This window comes from Burkholderia sp. SIMBA_051, from assembly GCF_046534915.1.
Classification (GTDB): domain Bacteria; phylum Pseudomonadota; class Gammaproteobacteria; order Burkholderiales; family Burkholderiaceae; genus Burkholderia; species Burkholderia ambifaria.
Map to the genome: position 1 here is coordinate 496,661 of NZ_JAWRXS010000005.1, position 24,843 is coordinate 521,503.

Sequence of the window (24,843 nt, forward strand, 5' to 3'; positions counted from 1 at the left end):
TTGTCAGCGGTTGTCAGCGGTTCGACGGGAAGCTGAACACCGTCCCTTCGCGCACGCCGGCCGACGGCCAGCGCTGCGTGATCGTCTTGCGCTTCGTGTAGAACCGCACCGCATCCGGGCCATACGCGTGCAGGTCGCCGAACAGCGAGCGCTTCCAGCCGCCGAACGAGTGGTACGCGACCGGCACCGGCAGCGGCACGTTGATGCCGACCATGCCGATCTGGATGTTGTCACTGAAGTAGCGCGCAGCTTCCCCGTCGCGCGTGAACAGGCACGTGCCGTTGCCGTATTCGTGCGCGTCGATCAGCGCCATCGCCTCATCGAGGGACTTCAGTCGGATCACGCCGAGCACCGGCCCGAAGATCTCGTGCTGGTAGATCGGCATGCCGGGCTTCACGTGATCGAACAGGCACGGGCCGAGGTAGTAGCCGCCATCGTGGCCGTCGACCTTCACGCCGCGGCCGTCGACGACGAGCGTCGCGCCCGCTTCCACGCCCGCTTCGACGAAGCTCGTCACCTTGTCGAAATGCTGCTTCGTGACGAGCGGACCCATGTCGATGCCAGCACCGTTGCCCGGGCCGACCTTCATCTTCTCGATCTCGGCTTTCAGCCCTTGAACCACCTTGTCGCCCGTTTCATCGCCAATCGCGACGACCAGCGGGATCGCCATGCAGCGCTCGCCGCACGAACCGTACGCGGCGCCCATCAGCGCGTTCACCGCGTTGCCGATGTCGGCGTCGGGCATCACCACCGCGAAGTTCTTCGCGCCGCCGAGCGCCTGCACGCGCTTGCCGTGCGCGCAGCCGGTCGAATAGATGTATTCGGCGATCGGCGTCGAGCCGACGAAGCTCACCGCCTTCACGCGCGCGTCGGTCAGGATCGTGTCGACCGCCTCCTTGTCGCCGTTCACGACGTTCAGCACGCCCGGCGGCAGGCCGGCCTCGAGCGCGAGCTCGGCCATGCGCAGCGTCGACGACGGCGTGCGCTCGGACGGCTTCAGCACGAACGTGTTGCCGCACGCGACGGCCATCGGCCACATCCACAGCGGCACCATCACCGGGAAGTTGAACGGCGTGATGCCGGCGGCGACGCCGAGCGCCTGGAACTCGCTCCACGAATCGATCGCGGGGCCGACGTTCTTGCTGTGCTCGCCCTTCAGCAGCTCGGGCACGTAGGTCGCGTATTCGACGTTCTCGATCCCGCGCTGCAGTTCGCCCATCGCGTCGGCGAGCACCTTGCCGTGCTCGGCGGTGATCAGCGCGCACAGTTCGTCCGCGTGCTCCTCGAGCAGCGTCTTGAAACGGCTCATCACGCGGGCGCGCTTCAGCGGCGGCGTGTTGCGCCACGCCGGGAACGCGGCCTGCGCGGACGCGATCGCGGCCTCGACGGTCAGCTTGTCGGCGAGCGCGACGCTCTTGTGCGATTCGCCGGTCGCCGGGTCGAACACCGGCTGCACGCGGCTGCCGCCGTCGACGCGCTTGCCGTCGATCAGGTGGCCGACGGTGGAGGTCACATTGCTGTCGTGTTTCATTGTCTGGCTCTTTCGTGAATTCGGTTGTCGCAACGGGCGCGCCGCGGCTCAGTCCACTTCGTTCAGCGCGTCGGACAGCGCGTTGACGAGGTTGTCGATCTCGCGCTTCTCCGAGATGAACGGCGGCGCGAGCTGGATCGTGTCGCCGCCGTAGCGCACGTAGAAGCCCTTTGCCCAGCAGCGCATCGCGATCTCGTACGGGCGCCGTGCCGGCTCGCCCGGCAGCGCCGCGATCGTCAGGCCGGCCGCCAGCCCGTAGTTGCGGATGTCCGTGATGTGGCGCTGGCCCTTCAGCCCGTGCACGGCCGCCTCGAAATGCGGCGCGAGATCGCGCACGCGGGCCACCGCGTCTTCCTTCACCAGCAGGTCGAGCGCCGCGACGCCGGCCGCGCAGGCGACCGGGTGCGCCGAGTACGTGTAGCCGTGCGGGAACTCGAGCATGTACTCGGGGCCGCCCACGGCCATGAACGTGTCGTAGATTTCCTTCGTCGCGATCACCCCGCCGAGCGGCTGCACGCCGTTCGTCACCTGCTTCGCGAAGTTCATGATGTCCGGCGTCACGCCGAACGCGTCGGCGCCCGTCATTGCGCCGGCACGGCCGAAGCCCGTGATGACTTCGTCGAAGATCAGCAGGATGTCGTGCGCGGTACAGATGTCGCGCAGGCGCTTCAGATAGCCCTTCGGCGGCACGACGACGCCCGCCGACCCCGAGAACGGCTCGACGATCACGGCCGCGATGTTCGATGCGTCGTGCAGCGCGATCAGGTCGAGCAGGCGATCGGCGAGGTCGGCTCCGTTCTCCGGCATCCCGCGCGAGAACTTGTTTTCGGCGAGCTGCGTGTGCGGCAGGAAATCGGCGTCGATCCCCTGGCCGAACAGCTTGCGGTTCGGCCCGATCCCGCCGACCGAGATGCCGCCGTAGTTCACGCCGTGATAGCCCTTCTCGCGGCCGATCAGGCGCGTCTTCGTGCCCTTGCCCTTTGCGCGCCAGTATGCGCGGGCCATCTTCAGCGACGTGTCGGCCGCTTCCGAGCCCGAGCCGGTGAAGAACACATAGTCGAGGCCGGCCGGCGTCAGGTCCTTGATCTTGTTCGCGAGCTCGAACGACTTCGGATGGCCGAACTGGAACGCCGGCGCGTAGTCGAGCTGGGCGACCTGGCGGCTCACGGCTTCCGTGATTTCCGCGCGGCCGTGGCCGAGACCCGTGCACCACAGCCCCGACAGGCCGTCGAAGATCTTGCGGCCTTCGCCATCGGTGTAATACGCGTCCTTGCCCGCCACGATCATGCGCGGGTCCGACTTGAACTGGCGGTTCGCCGTGAACGGCATCCAGTGGGCGTCGAGCCAGGCTGCATCGGTGCGGAGGTCGGTCTCGTCCTGCTGGCGGGTGGTGATCGTATTGGTCATGTCGGTCGGCGCGACGCGCCCCTCGTGCTTGGGATGATGTTGCGCATTGTCGGGAGGCCAATTAGTCTTTTGAATATCGCAATATCAATGTTCACTTGCTCATCTATGCAAGCAAAGAAACCGAAGAGCCGCGCGCTGCTCGGGCAGCTCAGCGACATGGATCTGCGGCTGCTGCGGGTTTTCAAGGGCGTCGTGCAGTGCGGCGGGATGGCGGCGGCCGAACTGGAACTGAATATCGGCATCTCGACGATCAGCCGGCACGTGAAGGATCTCGAAACGCGCCTCGGTCTCGTGCTGTGCCGGCGCGGCCGCGCGGGCTTCACGCTGACGGCCGAGGGGCAGACGGTATACGAGGAAACCCTGCGGCTGCTCGCGTCGATGGAGGCATTTCGCAGCCGGATCGACGGCATTCACGACAAGATGGGCGGCGAACTGCACATCGCCGTATTCGACAAGACGGCCACCAACCCGAAGGCGCGGCTCGGCGACGCGATCCGCCAGTTCGCGGACGAGGCACCCGACGTCGCGCTGAACCTGCATGTCGCGTCGATCAACGAGGTCGAGCGCGGGATCATCGACGGCAGCTATCAGGTCGGGATCATCCCGGCGCACCGCAATTCGGGGAGCCTCGTGTATTCGGAGCTGTTCGACGAACGGATGCTGCTGTACTGCGGCCGCCAGCACCCGCTTTTCGACGCGCCGCACGGCAAGCTCACGTGGACGACGATCCGCAACCACGCGTTCGCGGGGCTCGGCTTCCATTCGCCGAACATGGAACTGAGCCATCGCGCGAAGCTCACGCGCAGCGCGACGGCGTCGGACCAGGAATCGATCGCGACGCTGATCCTGTCGGGCCGCTACCTCGGCTTCCTGCCCGACCATTACGCGGAGAGCTTCGAAAACAAAGGGTTGATGCAGGCGATCGCGCCGCACCGCTTCAACTACCGGTGCCGGTTCGTGAGCCTGCTGCGACGCTCGCCGCGGCCGTCACGCGCGGCGCTGCTGTTCCAGTCGTGCCTCGAAGCCGCGCATGCGGCGGTGAGGCTGGGCGGTGATGGTGGCGGCGGCGGTGACGCGTAACCGGGCTCAGGCGCCGCCGTCAGGCAGCGACTGTCGCGTCAGCTGGATGAGGAACACCACGGCGACCAGCGCGGCCGCGAACCCGGACGCCGCGCCGACGCCGAGCGCCCAGCGGGGGCAATCCGCGTCAGCCCTGCGCCCCGATCCGCCTCTGCGATAATGCGCACTTCCCGTTTCCGCTCCGCCTCCCGCCATGACGCAGCCGTCCGCCCCGCTTCCCACCGACCTGCCGCCGATTTCGTGCCTGCCCGGCGACGCGCTGCCGTGGCTGCCGATGAGCGCCGACCTGCCGGGGCTCGCGATCAAGTATCTGCATATCAATGCGGCGGAAGACACACTGACCGCGCTGCTGAAGATGCCGGCCGGCGGCACGCTGCCGCGCCATCGTCACGACGGCGACGTGTTCGTCCATACGTTGCAGGGTGCGTGGCGCTACCGCGAGTACGACTGGATCGCGCAGGCCGGCTCGACGGTGCTCGAACCGGCCGGGTCCGTGCATACGCCGGAAACGCTCGGCGCACCGGGCGACGACGTGATCACGCTCAACGTGATGCGCGGCGACCTGGTGCTGCTCGACGACGACGGCCGCGAGACCGCGCGCGAGAATTGCCGCGTCGCGCTGCTGCGCCAGCGCAAGCATGCCCGCGCGGCGCCGCACGACGCCACGGCGTTCGTCACGCGCTGAGCGGCGCCGCTCAGGCCGTTTCGCGCTCGTCCGCCCGCGCGTCGCGCCGCACCGCCTGCGGCGGCACGCCGAAGCCGCGCACGAACGCATCGCGCAGGTGGCGCCGGTCGCGGAAACCGTTCTCCTTCGCGATGACGTCGAGCGAATGCCGGCTCTGCTCGATCATCAGCCGCGCGGCCTCGAGCCGCAGCCGCTCGATCGCCTTCGCCGGCGACTGCCCGGTTTCGAGCGTGAACACGCGGCTGAACTGGCGCGGACTCAGGTGCGCGGCGTCGGCCAGTTCCTCGACGGTCAGCGCGCGGCCGAGATGCTGGCGCGCATAGTTCAGCGCGTTCTGGATCCGGTCGGATTTCGGCGCGAGATCGAGCATTTCCGAATGCTGTGACTGACCGCCCGCGCGGCGCTGGTGCATCACCAGCTTGTGCGCGACCGACCGCGCGGCATCCGCACCGAGATCCTTTTCCACCATCGCGAGGGCCAGGTCGAGGCCGGCCGTCATCCCGGCCGACGTCCAGATCGGCCCGTCGACAATATAGATCCGGTCTTCCTCGACTCGAACCTCCGGAAAGTGCTTCTGCATGTCGCGGCCGTACGCCCAATGCGTCGTCGCGCGACGCTGCGCGAGCAGCCCGGCCTCGGCGAGCACGAACGCGCCCGTACAGATGCCCGCGATTCGCCGCGCGCGCGCGTTCGGGTGGCGAAGGAACGCGACGACACCGGCCGGCGCCGGCGATGCGACCGGATCGTTGACGCCCGCGACGATCCACGTATCGACGTCGATCCGCCCGCTCAGCGCGCGCGTCGCGACCGGCAACCCGAGCGACGAGCGCACATCGCCGCCGTCGACGGAATAGTTGTCCAGCACGTAAAACGGTTCGCCGGCGCCCATGTTCGCGTACTCGAACACCGACTGCGCGGCGAGCGCCATGATCTGGAAGCCGTCGCTGATCAAAAAGCCGATTCGGTGCATGTGTGTCTCCGGTGCCGGGGGTGACGGCCGTCATGACCGCCCCGATGTCCGAAATCATACCCATCTACGTCATTTGCGTCGCCGTGATTCGAAGCCAGAATGCCTTCACGCACTCACCTTTCTTCGCAACGGAGCGACATCATGACTGAAGCACATCGCGGTACCGCCGTCATTACCGGCGCATCGTCGGGCATTGGCGCAATCTACGCCGACCGGCTCGCGCGCCGCGGCTACGACCTGATCCTGGTCGCGCGCAACCGCGACCGGCTGACCGCCCTCGCCGAGCGCATCACGAACGACACGCAGCGCAGCGTGGAAATCGTCGGCGCGGACCTCAACGACCGCGCCGCGCTCGCCGCCGTCGAGGCGAAGCTGAAGCAGGACGCGAGCATCACGCTGCTCGTGAACAACGCGGGCGTCGGCACGCACGCGCCGCTGCTCGACAGCGACGTCGACGCGATGACGCGGCTGATCGACCTGAACGTGACCGCGCTCACCCGCCTGACCTATGCGGCCGTGCCCGGCTTCGTCGCACGCGGCCGCGGCGCCGTGATCAACATTTCGTCGATCGTCGCGCTGTCGCCTGAAACGCTCAATGGTGTCTATGGCGGCAGCAAGGCGTTCGTGCTCGCGTTCAGCCAGTCGCTGCATCACGAACTCGCGGACCACGGCGTGCAGGTGCAGGCCGTGCTGCCCGGCGCGACGGCCACCGACTTCTGGCAGACCGGCGGCCTGCCGCTCGAACACCTGCCGAAGGAGATCGTGATGTCGGCGTCCGACCTCGTCGACGCGGCGCTGGTCGGCTTCGAGCGCGGCGAACTCGTGACGATTCCGTCGCTGCATGCGGCTGACGAATGGGATGCGTACGAAGCCGCGCGCCGCACGATGGCGCCGCACCTGTCGACGGATTCGCCGGCGCCGCGCTACGCGGCTGCGCGCTAATCGGCAATATCGGCGTCGCGCCCGCCCTGCGCGGGCGCGACGCTGTCGAATCGAAGCGCGTCGATGACGGCCGGCTCGCCGGTCGTCGTCAAACGCCGCGACGCATTCCACGCAGCCGATTCGTCACCCCAAGCCCGTTTCGCCCCGCTTGCCACGCATCTCCGTGCAACGACAACGATGCCCGCCGGCAGCGACCGGCCCGGGGTTCACGCGCGCTGCGCGGATTCACCCTTCACGCCGAGCATCAGCGCGGCGCCGCTCAGCGCGAGCAGCGCGGCCAGCAGGTACACGGCGAGATCCATGCTGCCGGTGCGCGTGCGGATCAGCCCGATCACCCACGGGCTGACGATGCCGCTCGTGATCCCGATGCTGCTGATCAGCGCGATCCCGGCCGCGGCCGCGTTGCCCGACAGGTAGCGGGTCGGCACGGCCCAGAAGATCGGCAGCGCGGCGAAGATCAGCGTCGCCGCGATCGACAGGCACGCGAGCATCGCCGCGAAGCTGTGCAGATGCAGCGTCAGCGCCGCGAGCGCGAGCCCGCCGCCGATCGTGCAGCACGCGAAGTGCTTGCGGCGCTCGCCGGTGCGGTCCGAGCGACGCGCGATCAGGATCAGGCCGACTGCGCCGACCGCGTTCGGCACGACCGTGTAGAGGCTCACGGCCACGACGTCGGTCACGCCGAAGTCACGGATCATCAGCGGCATCCAGAAATTGAGCGTCAGCGATGCGCAGGTCAGCGAGAAGTAGATGAACGCGAACAGGTAGACGCGCGGGTTCGCGAGCGCGGCGAGCAGGCTGCGTGTGTCGTGCGCGCCATGACCGGCGCCGTGCACACGGCTGTCGCCGCACAGCGCGGCGACGCGCGCCTTTTCGTCGGACGTGAGCCACGCGGCGTCCTGTGGACGGTCGACCAGGTAGGTGAACGCGAAGCCCGCGAGCACGATGGCCGGCGCGCCTTCGATCGCGAACATCCACTGCCAGCCGTGCAGCCCGAGCACGCCGCTCATGTCGCGCATGATCCAGCCCGACACCAGGCCGCCAAGCACGCCCGCGACCGCGACGCCCGCGAAGAATACCGAGATCGCCGCCGCGCGCCGGTTCGCCGGGAACCAGTAGGTCAGGTACAGCACGATGCCGGGAAAGAAGCCGGCCTCGAACACGCCGAGCAGAAAGCGCAGCACGTAGAAATGCGACGGCTGCGACACGAACATCATCCCGGTCGACGCGATGCCCCACAGCAGCATGATCCGCGTGAAGGTGCGGCGCGCGCCGAAGCGCGCGAGCAGCAGGTTGCTCGGCACCTCGCAGAACACGTAGCCGACGTAGAACACCGCGGCGCCGAGGCCGTACATCGCATCGCTGAAGCCGAGATCATGCTTCATCTGCAGCTGCGCGAAGCCGATGTTGATGCGGTCGAGGAACGACACGACGTAGCAGAGGAACAGGAACGGCACGATCCGCCACGCGATCTTGCGGAACAGCAGCGCGTCGCCGGCATCGGATGCGGGCGCGGATTCGTATGCGGAAGCCGACGCCGCGGCACTCGCGTGCGCGATCGTCGCTTTGGCGGGAAGCGATTGGGGCATGTCTCTCTCCAAACGGGCCGCGCGATTCGAGCGCGCAGCAGTCTCCGAGGGCGTGCATGCGCCCTGCTTTCTTGTGAGATCGGAAGTCGGCTCCGCAAACCGCGGCGCAATGCCGCCGCCGTTCAGGCGCCGTCAGGAAAACGGCGGGACGTCCGCCCGGACGCCCCGCCGCGGTGACCCGCTCAGTCCTGCAGCGCGTCCCACATTTCCTTGTCGCGCTGCGCGGTCCAGATGCGCGGATGCGTGATGCCGCTCGCCTCATCGAACGCGCGCGACACGTCGAACGGCAGACAGTGCTCGTAGATGAACACGTTGCCGAACTTCGGATCCATCGCTTCGCGCGTGAGCGCCATCGACGCCTTCAGGTCGAGCTTGCGCTCGACGGCCTTGCGGCCCTGCGCGAGCAGCGTCGTCACGAAGTCCTTCGTATAGTCGAGACCCTTGTTCACGTCGGCCGGATTCAGCAGCGCGGGGCCGCGGCCCGGCACGAGCTTTTCCGCGCCGAGCGCGCGCAGCGCCTCGAGCGTGGTCGGCCACTGTTCGAGCTGCGCGTCGCCGCAATAGCAGGCCGCGTCGTATTCGACCAGGTCGCCGGAGAACAGCACCTTCTGCGACGGCAGCCAGACGATCGTGTCGCCCTTCGTATGACCCGAGCCGACGTGCATGATCTTCACTTCGAGCTTGCCGAGGAACAGCGTGATCTCGCGCTCGAACACGAGCGTCGGCCAGGTCAGGCCCGGCACCGTCTCGACGCCCGCGAACAGGCGCGGGAAGCGCTCGATCTCCGACTTCATGTCGGCCTCGCCGCGCTCGACGATCATTTCATAGGTGCCGCGGCTCGCGATCACGTGCTGCGCGCCTTCGGCGAAATACGCGGACGCACCGAGCACGCGCACCGCGTGGTAATGCGACAGCACGACGTGCTTGATCGGCTTGTCGGTCACGCTGCGGATCTTCGCGATCAGGTCCTGCGCCATCGCGGGCGTCGCGGTCGTATCGACGATCAGCACGCTATCGTCGCCGATGATCACGCCCGAGTTCGGGTCGCCTTCGGCGGTATACGCGTACGCGTTCTCGGACAGCTGCGTCCAGGTGATCTTCTTCACTTCCAGATCGGCTTGCGATGCGAATGCTTTGGCCATGTTGCGTTCCGTGGCTTCGAGCCATGTGTTGAGGGGAGTGAGTGGATCATCGACCTGCATCGATTATTTGTCAATGACAAAGTCGCTTGCTATTGTCTAATACGGGTAAACCTGCGGGCTGGCGCGTCAAATGGCGTCGGATACCATGCGGGGTTTCGTCAACGGAAGAATCATCGCGTGCAGAACCACGAAGTCAGCGCAGACGACGCGCCGCCCAAGGCGCAGCGCGGGATCCAGAGCGTCGAGGTCGGCGGCCGGCTGCTCGACGCGCTCGCGCGCCGGCGCAAGCCGCTCGGGCTGTCGGAGCTGGCGGCCGCGGCCGGGTTGTCGACCGCGCAGGCGCATACCTATCTCGTCAGCCTGACGCGGCTCGCGCTCGTGAAACGCGACGCGCTCACCGGCAACTACGAGCCGGGGCCGCTGTCGCTGCGGCTCGGCCTGATGTCGATCGAACGTCAGCCGGCCTATCGCGCGGCGCTGCCGCACGCGGCGCGGCTCGCGGAAGCGGTCGGCCTGAGCGTCGCGCTGTCGGTGCCGGGCGTGCTCGGGCCGACGATCGTGCGCATCGAGCACGGCGGCTACCCGTTGCATGTGAACCTGCACGTCGGCTCGGTGATGTCGCTCGATACGACGGCGACCGGCCGCGTGTTCCGCGCGTTCGGCGACCCCGCGCTGCTGGACGCGATGGCGGCCAGCCAGGCCGGCGCCGGCGACACGCTCGCGGGCGCGGAAGGCGAGCAGCCCACGTCCGATGCTGGCGCGTGGCAGGCCGAGCTCGATGCGATCCGCGCGCGCGGGATCGAGCGCGGCGTGGACCGCCCGAGCCCGGGCGTCAGCGCAATGTGCGTGCCGGTGCTGGACGCGGACGGCCGCCTGCAACTCGCGTTGACGGTGATCGGTTCGACCGGGTCGATCGATGTCGGCTGGGACGGCCCGATCGCGACCGCGTTGCGCGATGCGGCGCGGCAGGCCACCGCGTCGCTCGACGCCGGACGCGACGCGCAGCCGGGCGCGCCGGCCGCGGCTGCGCCCATCCAGCGCCTGCCGCCCGCGCTCGCCGACGACACGAAAGCCCAGCGCGGCATCAATGCGCTCGACAGCACGGGCGACCTGCTGCTCGCGCTCGTCTCGGCGGGCCGTGCGCTGCCGCTGCGCGATCTCGCGGCGGCGGCCGGCATGCCGGCCGCGAAGGCGTTTCCGCATCTGGTGAGCCTGCAGAAGATCGGCCTGCTGAGCCGCGACGATGCCGGCTGCTTCGGCGGCGGCCCGCTCGGCCAGGCGCTCGGCCTGATCGCGATGCAGCGAGTGTCGCCGACGCGCGATGCCGAAGCGGAGATCGTCGCGCTGGCGGCCGCGACCGACATGAGCGTCGCCGCGGCGACTCTCGGGCCGCTCGGGCCGACCGTGATCCGCCTCGAGGAATCGGCGCGGCCGCAGCATGTGAGCCTGCAGGTGGGCACGGTGATGTCGCTCGTGAATACCGCGATCGGGCGGATCTTCGCGGCAGGGATGTCCGACGACGTGCTGGCCGGCCTCCTGGCCGACGAGCCGGTGCGGCTCGCCGGCGGCGCGATGGAGGTCGACGACGCGTTCCGCGCGCGGCTCGCGACGATCCGCACGGACGAACTCGATTTCGCATTCGACGCGCCGGTGCCGGGGATCGGGACGATCGCCGCGCCCGTGTTCGATCACACCGGCAGCATCCGGCTCGTGATCGCGATCATCGGCTCGTCGCGCGGCTTCCCGCGCGGGCCGGACAGCGCGCTCGCACATACGCTGCTCGCCGCGACGCGCCGCCTGTCGTGGCGATTCGGGTGGATCGGCGAGTCATCGTCGCCCTGACGTTCCTTCCTGTCCCTCATTGCGAGGCCTTGCTCGCCTCGGCCTCGTCACGTCTGTCCCCTGTGTAACGACGATGACGGACGCGGCTTATGTTGCGGAGCAGCAACACAAATTGTCAGTAATTCTCATATAACGAAATCGCATTTCACAAAGCGGTGACGTTCCTCTATGATTAGGGTTATCCCTAACTCGCCACCTATACGGGGCTTCGTCATGCAAACGTCTAACATCTCCGATCGTTCCACCCAATCCGCTGGCTGGCTCGCACGTATTGGCGAACTGCTTGCAGAAGCATGGGCACTGCACCTCGAGAACTGCGAAATCATCGCTCAAGCGCACGCACGCCTGCCGCGCTGAACGCAGCGACTGGCCGCCGACCGGCGGCAGAAATGTCCGGTTGATCCGCTTGCCGGGACGCGCGCCGAAAGGCCGCTACGTCCGGCGTCGGTGTCCCGACGGATATCGTAGAAAGGGCCGAACGGCCCCGATATGAGTGATGCGCTCACGCGATGTGGGCGCTGTGATGCGGATGTCAGTGGCGGTGCCAGGATCGAGTGTTTCGGCACGGAAGATTCATCCGTTTTCCCGCCCTGCTCGAATTTCCCGCCTCTATCCGGCTCCGGGCTCCGCGCATTGGCCGCGACAGCCCGATTACCGCCCTTCCTCAACGCAACCGCGACTTCATCGTCACGATGACGCGCGGCCACGTTCTTCGCCGTCTTCACACCTGAATCGACGGCACGTCCTTCATGCACCGCAGCGCGAACATCGAGCGGCTGTGGCGAATGCTCGAAATCCGGTACAGCTTCTCGCGCAGGAAACGCTCGTAGCCGGCCGTTCCGTCCACCGCGACCTTGATCCAGTAATCGTATTCGCCCGACACCAGGTAGGCCTCGAGCACTTCGGGCAACGCCGCGAGTTCGGCGCCGAAACGCGCAAGCGCGTCGTCTTCGTGGCGATCGAGCGTGACTTCGAGGATCACGATGTCCGCGTAGCCGAGCATGCGCTGGTTGACCAGCGCGACGTAGCCGTCGATGTAGCCGTCGAGTTCAAGCTGCCGCGTGCGGTTCCAGCACGCGGTGGTCGACATGCCGATCTGTTCGGCCAGTTCGGCGTTCGACAGACGCGCATTTTTTTGCAGTGCACCGAGGATCTTGCGGTCCTGGTTGTCGAGGGTTTTCGGCGTGCGTTCGCGAGTAGCCATGGCGAGAAGAATATTCTACTTGAAATCCGCATTCTAGCTGAACAGGATTCCGGTTTCGGCTCCGTTTTGCTGGAAAACAGGAAGCCTTTTAACCGGCCGGCTTGATACATTTTCTCCATGCCTGTTGTCCGGCACGCTCCCCGCGACAACCCCTTCGCAGCGGGACGCCTGGCCGCAATCACGAGTTGCGGCGCCGGACACGCAGGCATGCGATTGCCCGCCGCCCGCGCGCCTATCCGGCGGCCGGGCCGGCGCCCGACTCCCTGTTCCCGTCCTTCCCGTCATGTCGTTCAGGCTTTATCTGTCGTTCCTCGCTGCATCCGCCGTCCTCATCTACGCCCCCGGCCCCGTCAACCTGCTCACGATGAACCAGGCGCTGCGCACCGGCTGGCGCCGTGCGCTGCCCTGCGTGTGGGGCGGCACGCTCGCCGTGCTGCTGCAACTCGCGCTCACCGCGCTGTGCCTGAATTCGCTGGTCCATCTCGACGAGCACGCGCTGACCGTGCTGCGCTGGGCCGGCGCCGCGTACCTCGTGTGGCTCGGCTGCAAGCAATGGCTCAGCCGTGCGCCGGCAACCGCACCCGCGGCTTCGGCGGAAACCGGCATCGCCGCACCCGACACCGATACCGGCCGCGCACTGTTCTGGCGCGGCGTCGCCACCTCCGGCCTGAACCCGAAGACGCTGCTGTTCTTCCCGTCGTTCTTTCCGCAGTTCATCGTCCCGAACGCCGACTGGAGCCTGAACGCGCAATTCCTGCTGCTCGCGGCGACCTTCGCGCTACTGTTCGCCGGCGGAGTCGCGTCGATGGCGCTGTTCTCGCACCGGCTGAGCCGGGCGCTGCGGCGGCCGGCACGGATGCGCGCGATGAACCGCGTGACGGGCGGGCTGCTGGTCGGAATGGGCGCGATCATGGTCGGCTGGAACTGAGCGGCCGCGCGCGGGTGCCGGCCGATCGACCCACAACCCACGGCCGGTACAATCGCGCGATGTCCGAACTGCTCACCTACGGCGGCCTGTTCGCCGTGTCGATGGTCGCCGCGACCCTGTTGCCGCTCCAGTCCGAAGCCGTGCTTGCCGGCCTGCTGCTCGCCGGGCGCGAGCCGGTGTGGGCGCTGCTGCTCGTCGCGAGCGTCGGCAACGTCGCGGGCTCGGTGATCAACTGGGCGCTCGGCCGCGGCATCGAGCACTTCCGCGACCGCCGCTGGTTTCCGATCAAGCCGGCCGCGCTCGCGCGCGCCGAACGCTGGTATGCGCGCTACGGCCGCTGGTCATTGCTGCTGAGCTGGGCGCCGGTGATCGGCGATCCGCTGACGATGATCGCCGGCGTGCTGCGCGAGCCGCTGCCGGGCTTCCTCGCGATCGTGACGATCGCGAAGGTCGGCCGCTATCTGGCCGTCGCATGGCTCGTGACGCACTGACATTGGCCGCTCCTTTGCGCGCCGGCCGGGCCGCCATCGACGACACCGCGCTAAAGATTTCGCGAAAGTTGCCGTATTAAGCAACGACTAGCGGTGACGCGTGCGTTCCGCCCTTTCTCACTCCCCACTCAGGATGCTTCATGAGACTGACCCAATTGGGCCGGGTGAGCGTCGGCGCGCGTCTGGCCGCGCTGGCGTGCGCGCTCGTCGCCCTGCTGTTTACCGTGTTCGCGTGGACGCTCGCCCATTTCGCCGGCCAGCAGCTTGCTGAAGAAGCGCACCTGCGGATCGTCGACAAGGAGCAGTCGATCCGCGCAATGGTCGACCTGTTCGACAAGGCGCTGACCGCCGAGGCCAACCGCTCGATGTCGCTGTTCGCGAGCTTCCTGCCGGCCGATTTCTCGCTCGACCCGGCGCGCACGGTCGACATCGGCGGCGTTCCCGCGCCGACCCTCTTCGCGGGCGGCCAGCCGCTCGACCTCGATTACGCGATTCCCGACCAGTTCCTGAAGAAAAGCGGCGCGATCGCGACGATCTTCGCGCGCGACGGCGACGATTTCGTGCGCATCACGACCTCGCTGAAGAAGCAGGACGGCGCACGCGCCGTCGGCACGAAGCTCGACCGCGCCGGCCCCGCGTATGCGCCGCTCGTCGCCGGCCGCAGCTACACGGGCCTCGCGAAGCTGTTCGGCCGGCCGTACATCACGCAGTACAAGCCGGTGACCGACGCAACCGGCCGCGTGATCGGCGCGCTGTTCGTCGGTCTCGACATCGGCACCGAGCTCAAGCTCGTCGAAGACGGCATCCGCGCGCTGAAAATCGGCGACAACGGCTACTACTTCGTGCTCGATGCGTCGCAGGGCGCGTCGCGCGGCACCTTCGTCGTGCACCCCGATGCGGCCGGCCAACCCGCCGACGACAAGCGTGCCCCCTATGCCCAGATGCTCGCGGCCGGCGAGGGCCGGCTCGCGTACACGTCGACCGACCCGGCCGCGCACGATGGCGGGCCCACCGCGAAATTCGTGTCGTTCACGACGATTCCGCAGTGGCAATGGCTCGTCGGCGGCATTGCGCTCGACGACGAGTTGCTCGCCACCATGCGCGCCACCCGCAACCGCTTCCTGATGATCGGCGCCGTGCTCGTCGCGGCGTTCGCGACGCTGTTCGTCATCGTCGTGCGCCGGGTCGTGAGCCGGCCGCTGGAAGCCGCCGCACGGGCCTCCGAGCGCTATGCGGCGGGCGACCTCAGCGTGCGCATCCGCGACGGCGCGGCCGCTCACGGCAGCGCGGGCAACGACGAGATCGGCCGGCTCGTGCAGGCGGTCGACGGGATCGGCGACGGCCTCGCGCGAATCGTCGCGCAGGTGCGCAACAGCTCGGCCGACATCGCGCACGGCACGGTCGGCATCGCGGCCGGCAGCGGCGACATCGCCGCGCGGATCGCGACGCAGGCGAGCAGCGTCGAACAGACGGCCGCCAGCATGGAGCAGATCACCGCCGCCGTGCAGCAGAGCGCCGAGCATGCGGCGCAAGCCAACGCGCTGGTCGCGGACGCATCGGCCGCCGCGACGAACGGCGACGCCGCGGTACAGCGCGTGGTCGCGACGATGGACGACATCGGCCGCGCGACGCGCCGGATCGCCGAGATCACCGGCGCGATCGAAGGCATCGCGTTCCAGACCAACATCCTGGCGCTGAACGCGGCCGTCGAGGCCGCGCGCGCGGGCGAGCACGGCAAGGGCTTCGCGGTGGTCGCGGCCGAGGTGCGCGCGCTCGCGCAGCGCAGCGCGGCCGCGGTCAAGGAGATCGATGCGCTGAGCACCGAATCGTCGACGACCGTCGAACAGGGTTACCGGATCGCGGACGCCGCGCGCGGCACGATGCGCGACATCGTCGCGCGGGTCGACCAGGTCCGCACGCTGATCGGCGAGATCAGCGCCGCGTCGCGCGAGCAATCGACCGGCATCGAGCAGGTGAACCTGGCCGTCACGCAGATCGGCGAGGCGACCCAGCAGAACGCGACGCTGATTGCGGATGCCGAACGCGCGGCCGTCGCGCTGCGCGACCAGGCCGCGCAACTGTCGGACGCGGTCAGCGTGTTCCGGCTCGAACGCGACGCTTGATGGACGCTTGACGGACAACGGGCGATGGACGATCGGCCGCCGCGGGTGCCCCGACTACTTCTTGTCCCCCGCCAGGTCGATCGCCTTGTCCGATCCCACCTCGTTGCGCAGCTGGAATTTCTGGATCTTGCCGGTCGACGTCTTCGGGAGCTCGCCGAAGCGCACGGCCTTCGGCACCTTGAACCCCGCGAGCAGCTGCTTGCAGTGCGCGACGATCTCCTCCTCGGTCGCGCTCGCGCCTTCGCGCAGCTCGACGAACGCGCACGGCACCTCGCCCCACTTCGGGTCGGGCATCGCCACCACCGCCGCGACCGCGACGGCCGGATGCCGGTACAGCGCATCCTCGACCTCGATGCTCGAGATGTTCTCGCCGCCGGAAATGATGATGTCCTTGCGACGATCCTTGATGCGGATATAGCCGTCCGGCGTCAGCACGCCGAGATCGCCCGTATGGAACCAGCCGCCGTGGAACGCCTCGTCGGTGGCCTTCGGATTCTTCAGGTAGCCCTTCATGCAGATATTGCCGCGGAACATGATCTCGCCGAGCGTCTCGCCGTCGGCCGGCACCGGCGTCATCGTGTCCGGGTCGAGCACCGTCGCGCCCGCTTCCAGGTGATAGCGCACGCCCTGCCGCGCGTTCAGGCGCGCACGCTCGTCGTCGGGCAGTGCGTCCCAGTGCGCCTGCTTCGCGCACACGGTCGCCGGGCCGTAGACCTCGGTCAGCCCGTACACGTGCAGCAGGTCGAAGCCGATCTCCTTCATCTTCGCGATCACGGCCGGCGCGGGCGCCGCGCCTGCGACCATCGCGTGCACCGTGTGATCGATGCCCGCGCGGAACTCGGCCGGCGCGTTCGCGATCGCGCTCTGCACGATCGGCGCACCGCAGTAATGCGTGATGCGTTCGCTGCGGATCAAGTCGAACACCGTCTTCGCGTCGAACTTGCGCAGGCAGACGTTCACGCCTGCACGCGCCGCGACGGCCCACGGAAAGCACCAGCCGTTGCAGTGGAACATCGGCAGCGTCCACAGATACACCGCGTGCTTCGGCATGTCCCATTCGAGGATGTTGCTGATCGCCGCGAGATACGCGCCGCGATGGTGATAGACGACGCCCTTCGGGTCGCCCGTCGTGCCGGACGTATAGTTCAGCGCGATCGCATCCCATTCGTCGGCGGGCGGCGTCCACGCGTAGTCGGGGTCGCCGCCCGCGACGAACGCTTCGTAGTCGGTCGCGCCCGCGAAGCGCGCGGGGTCGGCCGGCATCGCGTCGGCGACGCTGACAATCTTCAGGCCTGGCACTTCGCGCGCCGCGCGGTGCGCGAGATCCGCGTATTCGGTGTCGACGATCAGCACCTTCGCTTCGCCGTGACGCAGCATGAACAGCACCGACGAGATGTCGAGCCGCGTGTTGATCGTATTGAGCACGGCGCCAGCCATCGGCACGCCGAAGTGCGCCTCGACCATCGCCGGAATGTTCGGCAGCAGCGCCGCGACCGTGTCGCCGCGCGCGACGCCGGCCTGCGCGAGCGCGCTTGCGAGCTGCTTCGCCCGCGTATGGGTCTCGCCCCACGTGCGCCGCACGTCGCCGTGCACGATCGCAAGGCGCTCGCCATAGACTTCGGCCGCGCGGACCAGAAAATCGATCGGTGTGAGCGGCACGTAGTTGGCGTCGCGGCGGCCGAGTCCGGCCTCGAACATCTGCGTCATGATCCTGTCTCCCGTTTTCCGTCGATCGGCGCATGCGTCGATGCCGCGGCGCACGCTTCGATCTCGTATCCAGCCGGAGTGCATGCACTCCGATTCGTTTTGATGTGGTTCAATTGCCGACAGCCTAACGCGCGCTATTGTGAGCCGTCTGTCATCGAAACGACAGAGTGCGCGTCGAGCGCTGCGCGTTATCCCTATCCTCGCAAACCCGCATCCATGCACGACCCTCTCGTTGCGCCGCCCGACGCGACCGCTATCTCGGCCACCCCGTCGGCCAATCCGCCGGCCGACACGCCGCTCGAACCCGGCCCATTGCCCGCGCTTCCCGCGCTTCCCGCGCTGTTCGGTCAGTGCGCATGGTTCCGCGCACTGGCGCCGGAACACCAGGCGCTCGTGCTCGCGCAGTCGCGCGCCGAGCAGCGCGAAGCCGGCGACGTGATCGCGCAGCGGCTCGCGCCGTCCGAATACTGGATCGGCGTGCATCGCGGGTTGCTGAAGCTCGCGATCTTCAACGCGTCGGGCCGCGGCTGCACGTTTTCCGGCGTGCCGTCGGGCGGCTGGTTCGGCGAAGGCAGCGTAATCAAGCGCGAGCTGCGCAAGTACGAAGTCGTCGCGGTCCAGCGCTCGACCGTGCTGTTCGTGCCGGTCGACACGTTCCATGCGCTGCTCGACACGAGCCTGCCGTTCACGCGCTTCGTGATCCATCAGCTCAACAACCGGATGGGCGAATTCATCGCGTCGATCCAGAACAGCCGCCTGCTCGACGTCGACGCGCGCGTCGCACAAGCGCTCGCGCAGCTGTTCAACCGCGACCTGTACCCGGACACCGGCCCGTCGCTCGCGATCTCGCAGGAGGAACTGGGGATGCTCGTCGGCGTGTCGCGGCAGCGGATCAACCAGGCGCTGCAGCAACTCGAGAAGCGCGGCGTGCTGCGGCTCGCGTACAACCAGATCGAGGTCGTCGATCTGGCCGCGCTCGCGCGGGTCGGGATGGAACAGATCTGAGCGAGCCCGATGAACCGAATCGTCGCCGCTGCGGCATGCGCATCCGGTTCGGCAGCCGTTTGCGGGCACTGGCGTGCGCGCGCATTTCCTCCGATGAATCGGCTCGTCAGCGCCGCGCCGCAACCTGACACCTTCGCCAGTTTCGCGTCAGTAACCCGTTCAGCCCCGACGCCTATCATTCGGGTTCCCTCCACCGACGCCTGATCACCGCCTGTCCCGCCGCCTCCATGTGGATCGTCAATCTCGCGCTCAGGCGCCCCTACACGTTCATCGTGATGGCCGTCATGATCGTGCTGGCCACCCCGCTTGCGCTGATGCGCACGCCGGTCGACGTGCTGCCGGCGGTCAACATCCCCGTCATCAGCGTGATTTGGAATTACAACGGCTTCTCGGCGTCGGAGATGACCAATCGCATCACGGCCGTGCATGAGCGGATCCTGACGACGACCGTCAACAACATCGAGCACATCGAGTCGACGTCGCTGCCCGGCATCGCGGTCGTGAAGGTGTTCCTGCAACCGGGCGCGAACGTGCAGACGGCCATCGCGCAGACGGTCTCGTCCGCGCAGGCGATCGTCCGCCAGATGCCGCAGGGCGCGACGCCGCCGCTCGTGATCACGTATTCCGCATCGAGCATTCCGGTGATCCAGCTCGGGCTGTCGAGCAAGACGCTCAGCGAACAGTCGCTCGCCGACATCGCGCTCAACTTCCTGCGCCCGCAACTGATCACGGTGCGCGGCGCACAGATTCCGTTCCCGTATGGCGGCCGCACGCGCGTGGTCGCGATCGACCTCGATCCGCAGGCGCTGCTCGCGAAGGGCCTCACGCCAGCCGACATCGTCAACGCGGTCAACACGCAGAACCTCGTGCTGCCGACCGGCACCGCGAAGATGGGCCAGAGCGAATACCGGATCGACACGAACGCGTCGGCCGACACGATCGCCGACATCAACGACCTGCCGATCCAGACCGTCAACGGCGCGACGACCTACCTGCGCGAAGTCGCATCGGTGCGCGACGGCTTCGCGCCGCAGACCAACGTCGTGCGCCAGAACGGCCAGCGCGGCGTGCTGATGTCGATCCTGAAGACCGGCGATGCGTCGACGCTGAAGGTCGTGTCGGATCTGAAGGCACTGCTGCCGAAGGTGATCCCGACGCTGCCCGAAGGGCTCACGATCACGCCGCTGTTCGACCAGTCGGTGTTCGTCAACGCCGCGGTGCAGGGCGTGATCCACGAGGCGCTGATCGCCGCCGTGCTGACCGCGATGATGATCCTGCTGTTCCTCGGCAACTGGCGCAGCACGCTGATCATCGCGATCTCGATCCCGCTGTCGATCTTCACGTCGCTGATCGCGCTGTCGGCGCTCGGCGAGACCATCAACATCATGACGCTGGGCGGGCTCGCGCTCGCGGTGGGGATCCTGGTCGACGACGCGACCGTCACGATCGAGAACATCGAGCGGCACCTGCATCTCGGCACGGGCGTGCACGACGCGATTCTCGAAGGCGCGGGCGAGATCGCGGTGCCCGCGTTCGTGTCGACGCTGTGCATCTGCATCGTGTTCGTGCCGATGTTCTTCCTGACGGGCGTCGCGCGCTTCCTGTTCGTGCCGCTCGCCGAGGCGGTGGTGTTCGCGATGCTCGCGTCCTACGTGCTGTCGCGCACGCTCGTGCCGACGCTCGCGATGCTGCTGTTCCGCCCGCAGCAGGCCGGCACCGGCCCCGATCATTCGACGTCGCGCTTCGCGCGCATCCATCACGCGTTCAACAATGCGTTCGAGCGGCTGCGCGCGTGGTACATCGTGCTGCTCAGCATGCTGCTGGTGCGCCGCCGCTTCTACGCGATGTGCTTCCTCGGTTTCTGCGTGCTGTCGACCGGCCTCGTGTTCGTGCTCGGCCGCGACTTCTTCCCGAACGCCGATTCCGGCAACATCCGGCTGCACCTGCGCGCGCCCACCGGCTACCGGATCGAGGAAACCGCACGCCTCACCGACCAGGTCGAGCGCGTGATCCGCGAAGCCGTGCCGCCCGACGAGCTGGGTGCGATCGTCGACAATCTCGGACTGCCGGTGAGCGGCATCAACCTGTCGTACAGCAACAGCGGCACGATCGGCTCGCTCGACGGCGAACTGCTGATCGCGCTGAAGCCCGGCCATCGCGCGACCGCGCACTACGTGCAGACGCTGCGCACGCTGCTGCCGCGGCGCTTCCCCGGCGTCGAATTCTTCTTCCAGCCGTCGGACATCATCACGCAGATCCTGAACTTCGGTCAGCCGGCCGCGATCGACGTGCAGGTGCTCGGCAACGATCTCGCGAGTAACATGACTATTGCGAGCAGCCTGATGAAGAAGATCAGGCGAATCCCCGGCGCCGTCGACGTGCACGTGCTGCAGCGCAACGACGAACCGACCCTGGTGGCCGACATGGACCGTACGCGCATGCAGCAGCTCAGCCTCTCCGCGCAGAACGTCGCGCAGAACATGCTGATCTCGCTGTCCGGCAGTTCCCAGACGACGCCGTCGTTCTGGCTCAATCCGCGCACGGGCGTCCAGTACCCGCTGCAGATCCAGACCCCGCAATACAACATCTCGTCGATCGACGACCTGCTCGGCACGCCGATTTCCGCGAGCGGCCGCACCGGCATGCCGCCGCAACTGCTCGGCAACCTCGTGCGAGTCCATCCTGTCGCGAGTCCGGCCGTGGTCACGCACTACAACATCCGCCCGGCGATCGACCTGTACGTGAGCGTCGAGGGCCGCGATCTCGGCTCGGTCGCGGGCGAGATCGACCGGATCGTGTCCGACGCGCGCGCGACGCTGCCGCGCGGCACCGAGCTGTCGGTGCGCGGTCAGGTCGAGACGATGCGCACGTCGTATCTCGGCCTCGGCGCCGGCGTGGCGATGGCGATCGTGCTCGTCTACCTATTGATCGTCGTGAATTTCCAGTCGTGGCTCGACCCGCTGATCATCATCAGCGCGATGCCGGCCGCGCTTGCCGGCATCGCGTGGATGCTGTTCATCACCGGCACGCACCTGAGCGTGCCCGCGTTGACGGGCGCGATCATGACGGTGGGCGTCGCGACCGCGAACAGCATCCTGGTCGTGTCGTTCGCGCGCCAGCGTCTCGCGGCCGGTGCGCCGCCGCTCACGGCCGCGCTGGAGGCCGGCGCGACGCGGATCCGCCCGGTGCTGATGACGGCGCTCGCGATGATCATCGGGATGGTGCCGATGGCGCTCGGGCTCGGCGAAGGCGCCGAGCAGAACGCGCCGCTCGGCCGCGCGGTGATCGGCGGGCTGCTGTTCGCCACCGTTTCGACGCTGCTGTTCGTGCCGCTCGTGTTCGGCGGCGTGCATGCGCGGCTGGCCCGGCGGCGCGCGCGCCAGGCCGGCCACTGACTTTCGCCCACCCTCTACCCGGTTGGATTGGTTGAATTCATGGAAGAGAAACATCACAGCTCGGTCGGCATCCAGGTGGACGAACACGGCATGCACCTGCCGACGCGCACGTCGGTGTCGCGGCGCGCGCGGGTCGTGCTGATCGTGATCGGCGTGCTGCTGGCCGCGGGCGCCACGCGCACGATCGTCGTCAACGTGTTGAACCGCGGCCGGCTCGATGCGGTGGCCGAGCAGAACACGCGCCAGTACGTGAGCATCGTGCATCCGGTCGATGCCGCAACCGGCGGCAAGCTGACGCTGCCCGGCACGCTGCGCGGCTTCGTCGAGGCGCCGATCTATGCGCGTGCGAGCGGCTACGTGCTGCGCTGGCAGGCCGACATCGGCGCGCACGTGAAGCAGGGCCAGCTGCTTGCCGAGCTCGACACGCCCGAGTTGAACCAGGAGCTCGCGCAGGCCACCGCGCAGCGCCAGCAGGCGCAGGCCGCGCTCGCGCTCGCGAAGACGTCGTTCGACCGCGCGCAGCAGCTGCGCCAGCGCGATGCGGTGTCGCAGCAGGAACTCGACGATCGCCAGGGCGCGTTCAACCAGGGCACCGCGAACCTCGCGGCGGCCGATGCGAACATGCGCCGGCTCACCGAACTGAAGGGCTTCCAGCGCATCGTCGCGCCGATCGACGGGGTCGTCACGCAGCGCAACGTCGACGTCGGCGACCTCGTCAATTCCGGCAACGCGGGCCGCTCGCTGTTCACGGTCGTGCAGGCCGACCGGCTGCGCCTGTACGTGCAGGTGCCGCAGGCCTACGCGCAGCAGGTGAAGGTCGGCCAGCACGTGGGCGTCGCGCAGGCCGAACTGCCCGGCAAGACCTTCGACGGCACGATCACGCGCACGTCGCAGGCGATCGATGTCGCGACGCGTTCGCTGCAGATCGAGATCACGCTGCCGAACCCGGACGGCCGGCTGCTGCCCGGCGCGTACGTGCAGGCGACGCTGCCGATGACGCCGGTCGGCCGCCTGCAGATTCCGGCCAATACGCTGCTGTTCCGTGCCGAGGGGCCGACGGTCGCGACCGTCGACGCGAACGGCCAGGTGCGCCTGAAGGCGGTGACGGTCGTGCGCACGATCGGGCAGACGCTCGAAGTCGACGGCCCGCTCACGCCGAACGACCGCCTCGTCGCGAACCCGAGCGACGCGCTCGCGAACGGCGACCCGGTCGTCGTGCAGGCGCCGCCGGTCGCGAAGCCGGCCTCCGCGGCCGCGGGAGCGAAGTCGTGAGCGCGATGCGCGCCCGCCTGCGCGCGACGGCCGCCGTGACCGCCGTGACCGCCGTGACCGCTGTCGCGCTCGCGGCGCTCGCCGGTTGCACGGTCGGCCCCGACTACCGGCGCCCTGCCGTCGACACGCCGGCCGCGTGGCGGCTCGACCCGGCCGACGCGTACTGGCACCCGGCCGCGCCGGCCCGTGCGCCGCTCGATCCGGCGTGGTGGACCGCGTTCGGCGACGCGCAGCTCGACGTGCTGGAAGCCGACGCGCTGCGCAACAACCAGAGCCTGAAGGTCGTCGCCGCGCGCTACGACCAGGCGAAGGCGACGCTCGCGTCGGTCGCGTCCGCGCAGTATCCGGCCGTCGGGCTGAACGCGAGCGGCCAGCGCTTCAAGATCTCCGCCGACCGGCCGCAGACCAATTACGCGACGAAAAGCATGTCGACGGTGCAGAACGAGATCCAGGTCGGCGCGAGCGTCAGCTACGAACTCGACCTGTTCGGCCGCGTGCGGCGCAGCGTCGAATCCGCGGAGGCCGGCTCCGAGCAGGCGCGCGACGATTTCGCGAACGCGCGCCTCGTGCTGAGCGCCGATCTCGCGTCGAGCTACTTCGCGCTGCGCGAGCTCGACACCGAAATCGACGTCGTCAAGCGCTCGATCGACCTGCAGCAGAAGGCGCTCGACTACGTGAGCGCGCGCCACGACCTCGGCGCGGTGTCCGGCCTCGACCTGTTCCAGCAACGCTCGCAGCTCGATGCGACGCGCACGCAGGCGCAGTTGCTGATCCAGCAGCGCGCGCAGGTCGAGACGGCGATCGCGACGCTGGTCGGCACGCCGGCCCCGGCGTTCTCGCTGCCGCCGCGCGTGGTGCCGATCAACGCGCCCGCGCTGCCGACCGGGATGCCGAGCGACCTGCTGCAGCGGCGGCCCGACGTCGCGTCGGCCGAGCGCGCGATGGCCGCCGCGAACGCGCAGATCGGCGTCGCGCGCGCCGCGTACTTCCCGCGCATCGCGCTGTCACCGGACATCGGCTGGGACGCGACGCGCTTCTCCGGCCTGTTTACCGTGCCGGCGCTGCTGTGGTCGCTCGGCGCGTCGGTCAGCCAGCCGCTGTTCGCAGGCGGCAAGCTGAAGGCCGGCGTCGATTTCGCGCAGGCCGGCTACGTGGCCGCGCAGGCCAGTTACCGGCAGACCGTGCTCACCGCGTTCCAGGAGGTGCAGAATGCGGTGACGGGGCTATCGGTGCTGGCGCAGGCCGCGCAGCAGGCGTCGGCGGCCGTCGACGACGCGCGCAAGCTCGTGTCGCTCGCGCAGGACCGCTATACGGGCGGCCTGACGCCGTTCATCGACGTGCTGACGGCCCAGCAGCAGCTACTGACGAGCGAGCGCCAGGCCGTGCAGATCCAGGGCCAGCGCGCGGCGCTCGTCGTGTTTCTCGCGAAGGCGCTCGGCGGCGGCTGGGATGGTGGCGCGACGGACGCCGCGACGCCCACCGATGTCGCGACAGCCAGCCCGCCGCCCGCCGCGAGCGTCGGCCCCTAACCCC

At 68.4% G+C, this 24,843-nt stretch carries 18 protein-coding genes; 11 read left to right on the plus strand and 7 right to left on the minus strand.

All coding sequences use genetic code 11. The features are described 5' to 3' along the window. Window positions 1–13: 13 nt before the first annotated feature. Together SB771_RS15340 and SB771_RS15345 are read right to left on the minus strand one after the other, a co-directional pair. The gene (locus SB771_RS15340; RefSeq protein WP_175659292.1) at window positions 14–1,531 is read right to left on the minus strand and encodes a CoA-acylating methylmalonate-semialdehyde dehydrogenase; all 1,518 of its coding nucleotides are present in this window, start codon (window positions 1,529–1,531) and stop codon (window positions 14–16) included. 48 nt (window positions 1,532–1,579) lie between these two features. Next, entirely contained in the window at window positions 1,580–2,938 is a 1,359-nt protein-coding gene (locus SB771_RS15345) for an aspartate aminotransferase family protein (protein ID WP_011658742.1), read from the minus strand. Window positions 2,939–3,043: 105 nt separating this feature from the next. Between SB771_RS15345 and SB771_RS15350 the strand changes: the two genes are divergently transcribed. Both SB771_RS15350 and SB771_RS15355 read left to right on the plus strand, forming a co-directional pair. Then, window positions 3,044–4,018 (plus strand): LysR family transcriptional regulator, encoded by a 975-nt coding sequence (locus tag SB771_RS15350; RefSeq protein ID WP_244096719.1) that lies wholly within the window; start codon window positions 3,044–3,046, stop codon window positions 4,016–4,018. 193 nt (window positions 4,019–4,211) lie between these two features. Beyond that, the gene (locus SB771_RS15355; protein WP_165753049.1) at window positions 4,212–4,703 is read left to right on the plus strand and encodes a 2,4'-dihydroxyacetophenone dioxygenase family protein; all 492 of its coding nucleotides are present in this window, start codon (window positions 4,212–4,214) and stop codon (window positions 4,701–4,703) included. Between the two features lie 10 nt (window positions 4,704–4,713). On the opposite strand, the gene SB771_RS15360 is transcribed toward SB771_RS15355, so the two are convergent. Further along, complete coding sequence (locus tag SB771_RS15360; RefSeq protein WP_041491644.1) at window positions 4,714–5,673, minus strand: GlxA family transcriptional regulator; 960 nt, start codon at window positions 5,671–5,673, stop codon at window positions 4,714–4,716. A gap of 141 nt (window positions 5,674–5,814) precedes the next feature. Here SB771_RS15360 and SB771_RS15365 point away from each other — a divergent pair, with 141 nt between their 5' ends. Beyond that, on the plus strand, window positions 5,815–6,615 hold the full coding sequence (locus tag SB771_RS15365; protein WP_126225350.1) for an SDR family NAD(P)-dependent oxidoreductase: 801 nt from the start codon (window positions 5,815–5,817) through the stop codon (window positions 6,613–6,615). 206 nt (window positions 6,616–6,821) lie between these two features. On the opposite strand, the gene SB771_RS15370 is transcribed toward SB771_RS15365, so the two are convergent. Both SB771_RS15370 and SB771_RS15375 read right to left on the minus strand, forming a co-directional pair. Further along, a complete protein-coding gene (locus SB771_RS15370; RefSeq protein ID WP_175659294.1) occupies window positions 6,822–8,201 on the minus strand; it encodes an MFS transporter in 1,380 nt (459 codons plus the stop codon). A 182-nt stretch (window positions 8,202–8,383) separates the two neighbouring features. Then, window positions 8,384–9,343 (minus strand): MBL fold metallo-hydrolase, encoded by a 960-nt coding sequence (locus SB771_RS15375; protein WP_105832838.1) that lies wholly within the window; start codon window positions 9,341–9,343, stop codon window positions 8,384–8,386. 177 nt (window positions 9,344–9,520) lie between these two features. Here SB771_RS15375 and SB771_RS15380 point away from each other — a divergent pair, with 177 nt between their 5' ends. Then, complete coding sequence (locus SB771_RS15380) at window positions 9,521–11,185, plus strand: IclR family transcriptional regulator (protein WP_175659295.1); 1,665 nt, start codon at window positions 9,521–9,523, stop codon at window positions 11,183–11,185. A gap of 721 nt (window positions 11,186–11,906) precedes the next feature. Here SB771_RS15380 and SB771_RS15385 read toward each other — a convergent pair. Then, window positions 11,907–12,389, minus strand: a complete 483-nt coding sequence (locus tag SB771_RS15385; protein WP_006755380.1) for an Lrp/AsnC family transcriptional regulator — start codon at window positions 12,387–12,389, stop codon at window positions 11,907–11,909. A gap of 283 nt (window positions 12,390–12,672) precedes the next feature. Between SB771_RS15385 and SB771_RS15390 the strand changes: the two genes are divergently transcribed. The 3 genes from SB771_RS15390 to SB771_RS15400 all read left to right on the plus strand — a co-directional run bounded on the left by SB771_RS15390 (window position 12,673) and on the right by SB771_RS15400 (window position 15,931). Continuing rightward, the gene (locus tag SB771_RS15390) at window positions 12,673–13,317 is read left to right on the plus strand and encodes a LysE family translocator (protein ID WP_175659296.1); all 645 of its coding nucleotides are present in this window, start codon (window positions 12,673–12,675) and stop codon (window positions 13,315–13,317) included. A 59-nt stretch (window positions 13,318–13,376) separates the two neighbouring features. Then, window positions 13,377–13,808: a YqaA family protein gene (locus SB771_RS15395; protein ID WP_006755377.1), complete on the plus strand. Its 432-nt coding sequence runs from the start codon at window positions 13,377–13,379 to the stop codon at window positions 13,806–13,808. Window positions 13,809–13,948: 140 nt separating this feature from the next. After that, entirely contained in the window at window positions 13,949–15,931 is a 1,983-nt protein-coding gene (locus tag SB771_RS15400) for a methyl-accepting chemotaxis protein (RefSeq protein WP_175659297.1), read from the plus strand. A 54-nt stretch (window positions 15,932–15,985) separates the two neighbouring features. Here SB771_RS15400 and SB771_RS15405 read toward each other — a convergent pair whose 3' ends face one another. Next, entirely contained in the window at window positions 15,986–17,638 is a 1,653-nt protein-coding gene (locus tag SB771_RS15405) for an acyl-CoA synthetase (RefSeq protein ID WP_175659298.1), read from the minus strand. Between the two features lie 216 nt (window positions 17,639–17,854). Between SB771_RS15405 and SB771_RS15410 the strand changes: the two genes are divergently transcribed. The 4 genes from SB771_RS15410 to SB771_RS15425 all read left to right on the plus strand — a co-directional run bounded on the left by SB771_RS15410 (window position 17,855) and on the right by SB771_RS15425 (window position 24,839). Continuing rightward, window positions 17,855–18,643, plus strand: coding sequence for a Crp/Fnr family transcriptional regulator (locus tag SB771_RS15410; RefSeq protein ID WP_175659299.1), 789 nt, complete (start codon window positions 17,855–17,857; stop codon window positions 18,641–18,643). A 227-nt stretch (window positions 18,644–18,870) separates the two neighbouring features. Then, on the plus strand, window positions 18,871–22,038 hold the full coding sequence (locus SB771_RS15415; RefSeq protein WP_175659300.1) for an efflux RND transporter permease subunit: 3,168 nt from the start codon (window positions 18,871–18,873) through the stop codon (window positions 22,036–22,038). A 39-nt stretch (window positions 22,039–22,077) separates the two neighbouring features. Next, window positions 22,078–23,310, plus strand: a complete 1,233-nt coding sequence (locus SB771_RS15420; protein ID WP_175659301.1) for an efflux RND transporter periplasmic adaptor subunit — start codon at window positions 22,078–22,080, stop codon at window positions 23,308–23,310. 5 nt (window positions 23,311–23,315) lie between these two features. Continuing rightward, complete coding sequence (locus tag SB771_RS15425) at window positions 23,316–24,839, plus strand: efflux transporter outer membrane subunit (protein WP_175659753.1); 1,524 nt, start codon at window positions 23,316–23,318, stop codon at window positions 24,837–24,839. The last annotated feature ends 4 nt before the right edge of the window (window positions 24,840–24,843 follow it).